Genomic DNA, 13590 nt, shown 5'->3' with positions numbered 1-13590 from the left:
ACTCGCCCCTTCATTAACTCACTTATGAGTTGAGACTATTGATTGCTTAGCGCTCTAATACGGCTAGCTAAAGAATACAAACGGATAAAACCTTCAGCATCTTTCTGGTTGTATACATCATCTTCGCCAAATGTAGCGAACTCTTCCGAATACAGGCTGTTTGGTGAGCGCTTCTTAACCGCATGAGCTTGGCCCTTGTAAAGCTTAATGACCACTTCACCATTCACTAAGTCAGCCAAAGGCTTTGAGGCACCTAGTAGCGATTCACATAGCGGCGTAAACCAACGACCGTCATACACAAGATGAGCCATTTGCGCACCAATTTGCTCACGCCATTCACGACTGCTCTTATCCAGCACTAATTCTTCAATCGCACGCAATGCAGCAAACATCACCGTGCCACCTGGCGTTTCATAACAACCACGTGATTTCATACCCACTAAACGGTTTTCGGTAATATCAATCCGGCCCACACCATGCGCACCAGCAATCGCATTAAGTTGCATCAAAGCAGCGTATGGGCTTAATTGCTCACCATTAACCTGAGTGATTTGACCCTTCTCAACCGCTAAAGTCACGTATTCAGGAGCATCCGGTGCATCTTCTGGCGCAACTGTCATAGTCCACACGCCTTTTGTTGGCTCGTTCCATGGATCTTCTAGCTCGCCACCTTCGTGGGAAATATGCCACGCGTTGGCATCACGGCTGTAAATTTTAGTTGCAGACGCTGTGGTCTCGATATTACGCTCAGCAAGATAGTCCAGCAGGTCTTCACGGCTTACCATTTCCCATTCACGCCAAGGTGCAATCACTTTCAAATCTGGCGCCAATGCAGCAAAACAACCTTCAAAACGTACTTGGTCATTACCTTTACCGGTACAACCATGACATACGGCATCTGCACCCACTTTACGGGCAACTTCAACCTGAGCTTTGGCGATAATCGGTCTTGCCATTGAGGTACCGAGTAAATAAGTACCTTCATAAATCGCACCCGTCGCGATAGTTGGGTAAATGTAATCGGCCACCAACTCTTCTTTTAGGTCGACGATATAACACTCTGAAGCACCTGAAGCGATGGCTTTTTCATGTAGGCCTTCAAGCTCTTCATCACCTTGACCAACATCAGCACAGAAAGCGACAATTTCGCAATCATTATAGGTTTCTTTCAACCATGGGATGATTGCAGAGGTATCGAGGCCACCTGAGTATGCTAGTACTACTTTTTTAACTGATGTATTGGTTTGATTCGACATAACTATTTCCTAAAAATCTTTACTAAGAGCAACACAGCTCGATAACTTAAAATACTGTATGACTAATCAGCCAACAAAGTAACTAAAACGGCATTTTGTGCATGCATACGATTCTCAGCTTGATGCAGAATCAACGAACCTTCGCCGTCAACCACGTCAGCTGTCACTTCCACACCGCGATACGCCGGTAGGCAATGCATAAAGAAGTTTGCGCCAGCTTGCTGCATCAATTCGCTGTTAACCTGATACGGACCAAACTTGGCTTTAATGTCGGCTAAATCGGCATTGTCACCCATCGAAATCCAAGTGTCGGTATAAATGGCATCATGATTAGCAATATCATTAATGTCTGAACTCAGCACCAACTTACCGCCATGTTTCGCAGCCAACGCTTGTGCCTCAACAACAACTTGGCCATCAGGGAAATGCCCTTGAGGACAAATTACCGTCAGGTTGACACCTAAAATAGCAGCGCCGTACATCAAGCTGTGCGTCACATTATTGCCGTCGCCCACATAGGCTAGATTCACTTTAGATAAATCATCGAACTGTTCAGACAACGTGAGAAAGTCAGCTAACCCCTGGCATGGGTGATACATATCAGACAGTGCGTTGATCACGGGCACACTGCCATACTCTGCTAAACCTTCGATGGTCGAGTGAGCAAATGTACGCGCCACAATCGCGTCAGCCCAACATGAAATATTAGCGGCAAAATCAGAAACTGGCTCACGTTTACCCAATGCGCCATTTTGCTGGTCTAGGTATAAACAATGACCGCCAAGCTTATTAATACCAATGTCGAAGCTTACCCGAGTACGTAGTGATGGCTTTTCAAATAGCATCACCACACTTTTACCTGCTAGTGCATTTTGGTATTGCTTAGGGTTGGCTTTAATTTCTTTGGCTAAGCTCAATAGGTCAACTAATTGGGCTTGGCTTAAATCTTTTATCGAAAGTAAATGGTTCATCTTCTATCGCTCCCATGGTTAACAGAGTTAACCGTTTTCTGCTCTGTTAATCACTAAGGTAAAATTTGAGTACCAACACATTCACCTTGTGCTAGTAACATTAACTGTTCACTGTCTTTCCAAGAGGCTACTTGCACAGTCTGGCCTGTTGCTTGCGCCACATCGAACGCCGCTTGAACCTTTACTTTCATCCCTTTGGCAATCACGCCTTCTTGGGTAAGCTGTTCGGCTTGCTGCAAAGTTAACTGATTAACAAGCTCACCTTCTGCATTTAGTACGCCAGGCACATCTGAAAGTAGCACTAATTGACCACCCACAAGCTTAGCCAGCACGCTAGCGGCTTGATCGGCGTTAACATTTAATTGGGCACCATTAGCATCAATCGCAATTGAGCTAATAATTGGCATCCAAGATTGCTGTAGTAAGTAAGTCAATAGACTCGGATCGTTTGCACTGACCTCACCCACATAACCAAGACGTGGATCTTTGATTGTCGCTTTCACCATATTGGCATCTGCAAGGCTGAGTCCGACACTCGTTACGCCAGCTTTAGCCGCTGCCGCTTGTAGCATCTTATTTGCTGTTCCCGCCAACGCGCCTACAACAATAGGCATGTGCTCAGCAGGACTTACTCTAAGACCATCAAGCTTTTCGCTACTCATACCGTTAGCAGCCAATTGCTCATCGACCAAACACCCGCCGCCGTGAACTAAAATAAGTTGCGTGCCAGCCGCGATAATTTTGCCGGCTGTTGTCATCAACTGAGCCATGCCGGCTTCAGACTGTAATAACGCTCCACCGACCTTTAATACTAAAACTTGCTTCATTGCTGATATCTCACTCACGGTGCTAGTTGTTACGCGTATTTAAAATGAATCTTTATGCATTGGTGCGCTTGGCTTGCTGCACCTTTCATCAAATTATCTATGGCGCTACCAATGACCAAGTATTGATTGCTTTCATCAAACTTCCAGCCTAAATGGCAAAAAGCAGTATTGACCACATCATCAACTTTAGGGAATTGATTTTGTTTCACCGTCACAAGAGGCTTATCGTCATAAACACTATAGGCATCAATAATGTCAGTTGTTGTTGTGCCTGGCTTTAATTGCACAGTAATGGTAGCCAATATGCCGCGCTTAAAATTACCTAGGTGCGGAGTAAAGATAACCTCTTGACCTAAATGTGTCGCTATTTCAGGTTGATGCCTGTGACCTAGCACACCATATGGCGTTAAGCTCACTTCACAAAAGCTTGTGTGTAACTGTGCTTTACGTCCCGCTCCCGTCACACCACTAACGGCATTAATCACCGGCAGAGTCTCTGTCAGTAGGTGTGCAATTGGCTTTAATCCGGTTAATGATGCTGTAGGGTAGCAACCTGGTACCGCAACCATTTTGCTATCTGCAATCTGATCTGCATTCCACTCAGCAAGCCCATATACTGCTTGTGCAAGTGTTTTTGGGTGAGTATGTTCAAAACCATACCATTTAGGGTATTGGTCACTGTCGGCAAACCGGTAGGCGCCACTTAAATCAAATACCGCTAACCCCTGCTCATAAAACCAGGCTGCCAAATGTAAACTCACTGCGTGGTCGGTTGCTAAAACAACCGCATCGGCCTCATCAACAATAAGTGCCTTAGCCTCGTCAGTTAACGGTGATAAACAAGCAGAGATGTGGCTATATGCAGGATAAAGTTCAGCAAGAGGCTTGCCTTTATCAACACTATTTTCAGAAACATACAAGCCTTGAATGGTTAGCTGTTGGTCGGCTTGAATAAGAGAAGTAATTTGCGCTCCTGTGTAACCACTAGCGCCAATAATTGCTATGCTTTTCATCATCTAAATAATCTTCGTTTGAATTGAACGGGGTAAAAAAGAGGGGGCACAACTTAAGCCCTGGTAAAATACCAATAGTTGACAAGTTTATCGTCGCAGGAAGCCGTTACATATCGCCTTATTGTTAATATTTTGATGTGAATTATTCATTTTCTATCTCAATTTGGTGCTTTATTTAATGGTACTTGCTTTAGCTGTTTGCTAGACTACCACACAAAACTAATTATGCAATATATTTGAATATATATTTTTAGGTGCATCATGAAAAATTTACCTGATTTAAAAACCAGCTTTGCAGAACTCATTGCTACACCATCAATTAGCGCCTTAGAAAGTCAGTTGGATATGAGCAATCATGGAGTCGTGCAACTTTTGCATAATTGGTTTAGCGACTTAGGTTTTCAGTGTCAGTCAGATGTTGTTCCAGATACACGCGAAAAACATAACTTTGTGGCAACACTCGGTAGTGGAACGGGTGGACTACTATTGGCAGGACATACTGATACCGTGCCTTATGATGAAGGTCGCTGGCAACATGACCCATTTGCACTGACAGAGCAAAACAACAAATGGTATGGCTTAGGCACCTGCGATATGAAGGGCTTTTTTGCGCTTGTTGTCGAGGCGCTCAAAACTTTGCCATTGGATCAATTTAAACGGCCACTGTACATATTGGCCAGTGCGGATGAAGAAACCACAATGAATGGTGCCAAAGCATTCGCTAAAGCTAAATCTATTGCGCCGGACTATGCCATTATTGGTGAACCCACCGGTCTTAAGCCGGTATATATGCATAAAGGCCATTTAGCACAGGGCATTCGCGTTACAGGTCGCAGTGGCCATTCCTCGGATCCAGCAAATGGCCTAAATGCGATTGAAATTATGCACCAGGTTATTGGCCAACTGCTTAAACTCAAACAGCACCTCGCCGATAATTATTTGGAAAATGCCTTTAGTGTGCCGTACCCAACCATGAACTTAGGCCATGTTCACGGTGGTGATGCCGCTAATCGCATATGCGGATGTTGTGACTTACACTTAGATATACGGCCACTACCTGGTTTAGCGATTGAAGAGCTAGAGCAACTCATCATTCAATATTTGGCACCGGTAAACAGCCAATACCCTGGTGCGATAAATGTCGCCCAGTTGTACCCGCCATCGGAACCTTTTGCGGGCAGCAAAGATAATAGCTGGAGCCAGTTGGTCGCTAAGCTGAGCGAGCAACAACCAGAAGTTGTCAACTATGCTACGGAAGCACCGTATATTAATCAGCTAGGCTGTCAAACACTGGTGTTAGGCCCCGGTAGCATCGCCCAGGCACATCAACCGGATGAATTTATCGATACCTTATATCTAGATAAAACTGTCGCATTGCTTAAACAGCTAATTTACCAAGCGTGCATTAAATAAATCTAACAAGAAGCGGTAATTTTTAGCAGATAGTGCAATACAAATGATTTGGCGCAAAGACGATCAGTATTTTGCGCTGGCTTATATTGACCCATTCGAGGTACGCTGGGTATTGTGATTGATTAACCTTGTTTTATGGAGCATGTATGGCTGATATGTACGCATCACTAAAGTCTAATGTCAGTACTTTAGGGCAAATTTTAGGTGATACGATTCGCAATGACCTAGATGATGCATTCTTAGATAAAATTGAACAAATTCGCCACCTTGCCAAAAGCTCACGCCAAGGTGACAGTGCAGCAAGAGAAGAGATGCTAACACTGCTCACGGCCTTACCCGATGATGAGCTCGTACCTTTTGCAAAAGCCTTCAACCAATTCTTGAATCTCGCCAATATCGCTGAGCAATTTCATACCATCAGCCGCAATTGTGATGAGCTAGTATGCGTGCCCGACCCCGTGGAGCAACTACTTGGGCGTATGCTAAGTGGCAAGGTCGACCAGCAACAGGTACTTTCTTGCTTAGAAAGTTTAGATATCGACTTGGTGTTAACCGCGCACCCCACAGAAATTTCACGCCGCACACTCATTCAAAAGTACTCAGCCATTGTTGATTGCTTAGCCACCCTCGAGAACGGCCAACTGAGTGAGCGCGAAAAGAAACAGCAGCATTTACGTTTGCGCCAGCTGATAGCACAAATATGGCATACCAATGAAATTCGTAATGAACGACCCACTCCGGTTGATGAAGCTCGTTGGGGACTCAGCACCATTGAAGTGTCGTTGTGGCAAGCCATTCCAGACTTTCTACGTCAGCTCAACGAGCAGGTAGAAGAGCGTACTGGCAAGCAAATTCCAACCGATATTGCACCGGTACGATTTTCTAGCTGGATGGGCGGTGACCGCGACGGTAACCCTTTTGTTACCGCAAAAGTGACCGAAGAAGTCCTGCTGAGAAATAGACACACTGCTGCGCGTCTGTATCTTAAAGATATCGTTAACTTAGTTAATGAGTTATCAATGGAAGAAGCAAGCGATGAGCTATTAGCCCAAACCGGACCTAGCCATGAGCCTTATCGCATTATTTTGCGAGAGTTAAGGCAGAAGCTTCGCAACACTATCGATTACCTGAATGCGCGGTTAGAAGGTCATCAGCCTGAGGTTGCTCGGGATTCAATTGTATGGTGCAAAGAAGATCTAAAAACACCTTTAGACATTATTTATCAGAGCTTATCTGACAAAGGTATGTCTTTAATCGCTAACGGACTGCTACTCGACATGCATCGCCGAATCGCCTGTTTTGGCATTCACATGCTGAAGCTGGACATCCGTCAAGATGCTGAGCGCCACGCTAATGTCATTGCCGAGCTGACACGTTATTTGGGCTTAGGCGATTACAACCATTGGGATGAGCAAGAAAAGCAAGCATTCTTATTGCGCGAGCTAACCGGTAAACGACCACTGATCCCTTCAAACTGGTCGCCAAGCGACGATGTCGCCGAAGTACTCAATACTTGCAAACTTGTCGCTAGCCAACCAGCACAAGCGCTAGGATCTTACGTCATCTCTATGGCGAGCAAACCATCAGATGTGTTAGCAGTATTACTACTGTTAAAAGAGTCTAATTGCCCGCATCCAATGCGCGTGGTTCCACTATTCGAAACTTTAGACGATCTTAACAATGCCGCAGATTGTATTAGTGCGTTATTGAAGATTGATTGGTATCGCGGTTATAGCAAAGGCACTCAAGAAGTCATGATTGGTTATTCTGACTCTGCTAAAGATGCCGGGGTAATGGCGGCAGCATGGGCACAATACCGCGCACAAGAGCAGTTAGTCGAAATATGCCAGCAAGCCGATATAAAGCTGACTTTATTCCATGGTCGTGGCGGCACCATTGGCCGAGGTGGCGGACCAGCTCACCAAGCAATTCTATCGCAACCGCCGGGTTCTGTGGATGGGCGTATTCGCGTTACCGAACAAGGTGAGATGATCCGCTTTAAGTTTGGCCTGCCCAAACTGGCGGTACAAAGTCTGGCGCTGTATACCTCAGCGGTTATGGAAGCAACACTGCTACCACCACCCGTGCCAAAGCCAGCTTGGCGCGACACTATGCAGCAGTTAGCTGATGAATCTGTTGAGGCCTATCGTAGTATCGTCCGTGGCGAGCCTGATTTTGTTGCCTACTTTAGAGCGGCAACGCCAGAGGTTGAACTTGGTAAATTGCCACTAGGCAGCCGCCCAGCTAAACGCCGTATAGACGGAGGCATTGAAAGCTTACGAGCAATTCCATGGATCTTTGCATGGTCACAAAACCGACTCATGTTGCCAGCCTGGCTAGGTGCAGGAGAAGCATTACAGTCAGTAGCTAGCCAAGGCAAAATGCCGTTACTGCAAGAGATGGCCAGCCAATGGCCATTCTTTGAAACCAGAATATCAATGCTAGAGATGGTGTATGCCAAAGCTGAACCCAATTTGGCTAAATACTACGAAACCTGCTTAGTAGACCCTAGCCTACATCACTTGGGAGATGCCCTGCGCGAACGTATGGCAACCGGCATTGATGCAGTACTGCAGCTCACCCAGGCTGAAGCCCTCATGTCTCACACGCCTTGGAACCGGGAATCGGTAGAGTTACGTAATCCGTACATCGACCCATTAAACTTCTTGCAGGCCGAGTTACTTGCCCGTACACGTAAAGACCAAGGCCATACCAAAGACATTGAACTGGCATTAATGCTCACCATTGCTGGTGTCGCTGCTGGTATGAGAAATACTGGATGATCAGCCTCAAATCAGCGCCCCTAATACTCGCAACGCTGCTATTGACTGGCTGTGTCAGTCAATACAGCATTTCTGAGCGAGAGTTAGAAGGTTACCTATCAGACGAGATTCATTTTGAGGTCAAACAAGGCAATCAGTTTTTTGGCATAGAACTGACCATTGCTGAGATTGACGTCAACTTGGGTGATAAACCTGAGATTATGGCAGTGACAGCGCACAGTTTAGTGAAAGTGCGTAACCCGATTATGCCGATCAAAGCTGAAGTCACCACAACCTTTGAAGCTAAACCTTGGTATGACCCAGATAAACATGCGGTGTACCTTAAAGATCTCAGCCTCACTAAGGTCGAATCGACACCGGATGATATAGAAAAGGCGATTAATCCCGTCGCACCCCAGATGATGGGGTTTGTACGTCACTTTTTGGAGACTCAGCCAGTCTACGTACTTGATACCCAAGATGGTAATCAAGCCTTACTTGCTGAAATGACTAAACGGATTGAAGTCGTCCCTGGAAAACTCAAGCTGATCTTTAATGAGTAACCTAGCCACTGTAAACATCAGTGCATAGTTTTAATTCAATCAAAAAGCGGCCGCTAATCTGGCCGCTTTTCGCTTTTATCCGCTTGCTACTGCCTGTTAACAATCACCCACTGTCATTCAACGTCTTGGGCTACTTAGCAAATCGCTTAGCTGAAGGATAGTCAACAATGACAGCTTGCTGAGCCAGCTCTCGCCTGAGCATATCGTAAGCCACTGCGGTGCTCATACTACGCACTAAGTCTCGAGAGCGACTTGGGAACTTCAACATCTGACTATACACTGCGCTTTTAGTCGCCAACGCTATAGCAACAGTACCCACTGGCTTTGCATCGCTGCCTCCTTCAGGGCCGGCAATTCCACTCGTTGCTAGAGCGAAATCACTGCCTAATATATTGCGGGCACCTGAGGCCATCTGCTCAACAACAGCGATAGATACAGCGCCTTGGTCATCTAAAGTCTCAGGCTTAACACCTAATACTTTTACCTTTGATTCATTGCTATAGGTAACCAGCCCTTGATGCAAGTAGGTTGAGCTACCGGGAAAGGCAACTAACCCACTGGTAATGGCTCCACCGGTGCAAGACTCTGCAACACTTAGCCCTAAACCTGAATTGACCAATTGATTATGTACCGCTTTTGCTAGGCTATCACAGTCGCGACAAACCACTGCAGTACCCAGAGCCGCCTCTAATAATTGTACGGTATCTTCAATTTGCTCAATAGCTGCCTCACCACGGGCAAACAGCTTTATTTCTATGTACGGCATGAAAGAGCGATAACCGAGCGTAATTCCGCTCGGTAGAGTTAATGCCTGCAGCTTATCTGCCAAGGCTGACTCACCGGAACCTAAGGTCAACAGCTTAGTCACTTGGGTGACTTCGCCTGCATCAAAACGCTCATTAATAAACGGGATAAATTGATCTTTAACCATCGCCTTAAACTCAAAAGGCACACCGGGTGTAAAGAATAGCCAAGCTCGGTTAAGCTTGACTGCAAAACCACACGCAGTACCAACTGGATTATCAATCATCACCGCGGACTCGGGTAACAACGCTTGCTTAAGGTTACTCGGTGACATAACTCTGCCATTGCGGGTAAACCAATCTTCTAATCGCTGACGCCATTGGCTATTTTCAACTAACGGCTCCCCTAATGCCTCAGCAGCGGCTTCACTGGATAGGTCATCAGAGGTTGGGCCTAAGCCACCGTTAACCAGAATAATATCAGCTACCAGACTACGCTCTTTGAATATCTCAACGAGATCAGACAGGCGATCGCCAACCGTTGTTTTACGCTGACACTCAATACCTTGCTCCATCATGGTATTAGCAAACCAAGCAGCGTTGGTATCCACAATCTGGCCAGCTAGTACTTCCTCGCCAGTGCAAATCAACTCAAGCTTCATCTTTATCTCCGGAGAAAATTAGTTCCGTTAAACTATGCAAGCCTAGCGCGAATAGCAATAGGTCTTTAGCATCTATTTACCATGACATTGGCATTATTCGCTGCCAGCCAATTGACCAATCACAATCACTATTAGAACGACTTAAGATCCAGCCCGTTATAGTGGACAATTGATGGATATCACCGGATGTCACCAACAACTATGACCTTGTAGCTGACTGACTTACTAAATCGCTAGCAGGAAAACATTTTGCGAGTCCTAAACCCGAGAAGTTAAGAATGCCGGAAACCCATGGATAAAACTTCAGGTTCAGTGTAGCGGTGAGTCGACGTAGTGAGTCGTTCTTTTCGCGCGACCTATATGGATATAGGAAGTGCCTTAAATTGTCTGGAACAATTTTGGTCAGCGTATATACGAAAAAAGCCGCAATACAAAGTGCTAGGGATTTATCGTTACTGTTTTGTCTTCACTTTTCTAAAAAGTGAAAACCAAAGTGGCGTCTGGAAATGGCCAGCTTCGAGCGCGCTCTCCGCGCTACATAAGTGCATGAAGCTGCGCTTCATAAACGCACTCACTTCGCCCTACTCCACATGGGTATTGAGCCTCACTACGTTCGGACTTTTTACTTCCCCATGTTCGAGTGTCATTTCAAAGCCCGTTAAACGAAAAAATCCCCAACACAAAGTGCTGGGGATTTATCGTTACTGTTTTGTCTTCACTTTTCTAAAAAGTGAAAACCAAAGTGGCGTCTGGAAATGGCCTACTCGGTTCGCGCAGCGAACACATGGGGGCGAAGAAGCCCTGCTTTGGATGCATTGCATTCAAGGGCTTTGAAGCGCGAGTAACTTGTTACGAAGCTGGAGACCTCGCTCAGCGACGGGGTGACGTAGGGAGTAGGTATTGCACACACGTGCTTAAGTGGATAAGCCACCTGATATAAATACTGGCTCATTCGAGCCATTAGCTAGCCTATTTCACTATGCTCCAAACGCAAAAAAGCCACCTTAATAAGGTGGCTTCTTCACTTAAATAGGCGCCTGGAAATGACCTACTCTCACATGGGGAGACCCCACACTACCATCGGCGCAATTGCGTTTCACTTCTGAGTTCGGGATGGGATCAGGTGGGACCACAATGCTATGGTTTCCAGACAAATTTGGTACAATTTAGAAAGCTAATTATTTACGCCCTATTCAGGCAAGTCCACTTCAATCAAGTGTCTGTATTCTTCTGTAAGTTTCACCACCAGTAAAACCCATTAGGGTTGTATGGTTAAGCCTCACGAGTCATTAGTACATGTTAGCTCAACGCCTCACAACGCTTACACACCATGCCTATCAACGTCCTAGTCTCGAACGGCTCTTTAGAGGAATTAAATTCCTAGGGATGACTCATCTTAGGACTCGCTTCCCGCTTAGATGCTTTCAGCGGTTATCGATTCCGAACGTAGCTACCGGGCAATGCTATTGGCATAACAACCCGAACACCAGCGGTTCGTCCACTCCGGTCCTCTCGTACTAGGAGCAGCTTCCTTCAATCATCCAACGCCCACGGCAGATAGGGACCGAACTGTCTCACGACGTTCTGAACCCAGCTCGCGTACCACTTTAAATGGCGAACAGCCATACCCTTGGGACCGACTTCAGCCCCAGGATGTGATGAGCCGACATCGAGGTGCCAAACACCGCCGTCGATATGAACTCTTGGGCGGTATCAGCCTGTTATCCCCGGAGTACCTTTTATCCGTTGAGCGATGGCCCTTCCATTCAGAACCACCGGATCACTATGACCTGCTTTCGCACCTGCTCGACGTGTATGTCTCGCAGTTAAGCTGGCTTATGCCATTGCACTAACCGTACGATGTCCGACCGTACTTAGCCAACCTTCGTGCTCCTCCGTTACTCTTTGGGAGGAGACCGCCCCAGTCAAACTACCCACCAGGCACTGTCCTCAACCCCGATTCAGGGGCCAGAGTTAGAACATCAACACTACAAGGGTGGTATTTCAAGGTTGACTCCACAAGAACTGGCGTTCCTGCTTCAAAGTCTCCCACCTATCCTACACATGTAGGGTCAATGTTCAGTGCCAAGCTATAGTAAAGGTTCACGGGGTCTTTCCGTCTAGCCGCGGGTATACGGCATCTTCACCGCAATTTCAACTTCACTGAGTCTCGGCTGGAGACAGCGTGGCCATCATTACGCCATTCGTGCAGGTCGGAACTTACCCGACAAGGAATTTCGCTACCTTAGGACCGTTATAGTTACGGCCGCCGTTTACCGGGGCTTCGATCATGAGCTTCTCCGAAGATAACCCAATCAATTAACCTTCCGGCACCGGGCAGGCGTCATACCGTATACGTCATCTTGCGATTTTGCACAGTACTGTGTTTTTGATAAACAGTTGCAGCCACCTGGTATCTGCGACTGCCGTCAGCTTAGGGAGCAAGTCCCATCACCAACAGCAGCGTACCTTCTCCCGAAGTTACGGTACCATTTTGCCTAGTTCCTTCAGCCGAGTTCTCTCAAGCGCCTTGGTATTCTCTACCCGACCACCTGTGTCGGTTTGGGGTACGATTCCTACTAACCTGAAGCTTAGAAGATTTTCCTGGAAGCATGGCATCAACTACTTCAGTCCCTTAGGACCTCGTCATCAACTCTCAGTGTATGCGCACCCGGATTTGCCTAAGTGCACCACCTACAGCCTTAAACGCGGACAACCAACGCCGCGCTAGCCTAGCCTTCTCCGTCTCTCCATCGCAGTTAGCAGAAGTACGGGAATATTAACCCGTTTCCCATCGACTACGCCTTTCGGCCTCGCCTTAGGGGTCGACTCACCCTGCCCCGATTAACGTTGGACAGGAACCCTTGGTCTTTCGGCGAGGGAGTTTTTCACTCCCTTTATCGTTACTCATGTCAGCATTCGCACTTCTGATACGTCCAGTGTGGGTTACCCCTTCACCTTCAACCGCTTACAGAACGCTCCTCTACCGCTCAATACAAAGTATTGAACCCATAGCTTCGGTGTATTGCTTAGCCCCGTTAAATCTTCCGCGCAGGCCGACTCGACTAGTGAGCTATTACGCTTTCTTTAAATGATGGCTGCTTCTAAGCCAACATCCTAGCTGTCTAAGCCTTCCCACATCGTTTCCCACTTAGCAATAACTTTGGGACCTTAGCTGATGGTCTGGGTTGTTTCCCTTTCCACGACGGACGTTAGCACCCGCCGTGTGTCTCCCGAGTAGTACTCATTGGTATTCGGAGTTTGCAAAGGGTTGGTAAGTCGGGATGACCCCCTAGCCTTAACAGTGCTCTACCCCCAATGGTATTCGCTCGAGGCGCTACCTAAATAGCTTTCGAGGAGAACCAGATATCTCCCGGTTT

General features: G+C 46.7%; 8 protein-coding genes and 2 rRNA genes (1 of these 10 only partly in view). 3 read left to right on the top strand and 7 right to left on the bottom strand.

What is annotated here, in order from left to right; genetic code table 11:
• Window positions 1-35 precede the first annotated feature (35 nt).
• From FLM48_RS01620 to argC, 4 genes are all read right to left on the bottom strand, one after another.
• Entirely contained in the window at window positions 36-1256 is a 1221-nt protein-coding gene (locus tag FLM48_RS01620; protein ID WP_179023016.1) for an argininosuccinate synthase, read from the bottom strand.
• 62 nt (window positions 1257-1318) lie between these two features.
• Entirely contained in the window at window positions 1319-2227 is a 909-nt protein-coding gene (locus tag FLM48_RS01615) for an ornithine carbamoyltransferase (RefSeq protein ID WP_179023014.1), read from the bottom strand.
• Window positions 2228-2280: 53 nt separating this feature from the next.
• On the bottom strand, window positions 2281-3063 hold the full coding sequence (gene argB, locus FLM48_RS01610; protein ID WP_372847463.1) for an acetylglutamate kinase: 783 nt from the start codon (window positions 3061-3063) through the stop codon (window positions 2281-2283).
• Window positions 3064-3083: 20 nt separating this feature from the next.
• Window positions 3084-4067, bottom strand: coding sequence for an N-acetyl-gamma-glutamyl-phosphate reductase (gene argC, locus FLM48_RS01605; RefSeq protein WP_028774577.1), 984 nt, complete (start codon window positions 4065-4067; stop codon window positions 3084-3086).
• A gap of 261 nt (window positions 4068-4328) precedes the next feature.
• Here argC and argE point away from each other — a divergent pair, with 261 nt between their 5' ends.
• The 3 genes from argE (at window position 4329) to FLM48_RS01590 (ending at window position 8805) form a co-directional block, all read left to right on the top strand.
• A complete protein-coding gene (gene argE, locus FLM48_RS01600; protein WP_179023010.1) occupies window positions 4329-5480 on the top strand; it encodes an acetylornithine deacetylase in 1152 nt (383 codons plus the stop codon).
• 146 nt (window positions 5481-5626) lie between these two features.
• The gene (gene ppc, locus FLM48_RS01595) at window positions 5627-8263 is read left to right on the top strand and encodes a phosphoenolpyruvate carboxylase (protein WP_179023008.1); all 2637 of its coding nucleotides are present in this window, start codon (window positions 5627-5629) and stop codon (window positions 8261-8263) included.
• On the top strand, window positions 8260-8805 hold the full coding sequence (locus tag FLM48_RS01590) for a DUF1439 domain-containing protein (protein ID WP_179023006.1): 546 nt from the start codon (window positions 8260-8262) through the stop codon (window positions 8803-8805). Before ppc ends, FLM48_RS01590 begins: the two co-directional genes overlap by 4 nt.
• Window positions 8806-8935: 130 nt before the next feature.
• Here FLM48_RS01590 and FLM48_RS01585 read toward each other — a convergent pair whose 3' ends face one another.
• The 3 genes from FLM48_RS01585 to FLM48_RS01575 form a co-directional block, all read right to left on the bottom strand.
• Window positions 8936-10210: a CinA family nicotinamide mononucleotide deamidase-related protein gene (locus tag FLM48_RS01585; RefSeq protein WP_179023004.1), complete on the bottom strand. Its 1275-nt coding sequence runs from the start codon at window positions 10208-10210 to the stop codon at window positions 8936-8938.
• A gap of 1035 nt (window positions 10211-11245) precedes the next feature.
• A 5S ribosomal RNA gene (gene rrf / locus FLM48_RS01580) occupies window positions 11246-11361 on the bottom strand.
• 117 nt (window positions 11362-11478) lie between these two features.
• Window positions 11479-13590: ribosomal RNA gene (locus FLM48_RS01575) — 23S ribosomal RNA — on the bottom strand (it continues 781 nt past the right edge of the window).

Origin of the sequence: Shewanella sp. Scap07 (assembly GCF_013394145.1) — a bacterium.
Taxonomy (GTDB): Bacteria; Pseudomonadota; Gammaproteobacteria; order Enterobacterales; family Shewanellaceae; genus Shewanella; species Shewanella waksmanii.
Note: the sequence above shows the minus strand (reverse complement) of the source record. Positions and strands in the feature narration are given on the sequence as shown.

Excerpts from the sequence above, each read along its gene's own strand:
- ppc (WP_179023008.1), top strand. The coding sequence starts at position 5,627 with ATGGCTGATATGTACGCATCACTAAAGTCTAATGTCAGTACTTTAGGG.
- FLM48_RS01615 (WP_179023014.1), bottom strand. The coding sequence starts at position 2,227 with ATGAACCATTTACTTTCGATAAAAGATTTAAGCCAAGCCCAATTAGTT.
- FLM48_RS01590 (WP_179023006.1), top strand. The coding sequence starts at position 8,260 with ATGATCAGCCTCAAATCAGCGCCCCTAATACTCGCAACGCTGCTATTG.
- argC (WP_028774577.1), bottom strand. The coding sequence starts at position 4,067 with ATGAAAAGCATAGCAATTATTGGCGCTAGTGGTTACACAGGAGCGCAA.
- argE (WP_179023010.1), top strand. The coding sequence starts at position 4,329 with ATGAAAAATTTACCTGATTTAAAAACCAGCTTTGCAGAACTCATTGCT.
- FLM48_RS01620 (WP_179023016.1), bottom strand. The coding sequence starts at position 1,256 with ATGTCGAATCAAACCAATACATCAGTTAAAAAAGTAGTACTAGCATAC.
- FLM48_RS01585 (WP_179023004.1), bottom strand. The coding sequence starts at position 10,210 with ATGAAGCTTGAGTTGATTTGCACTGGCGAGGAAGTACTAGCTGGCCAG.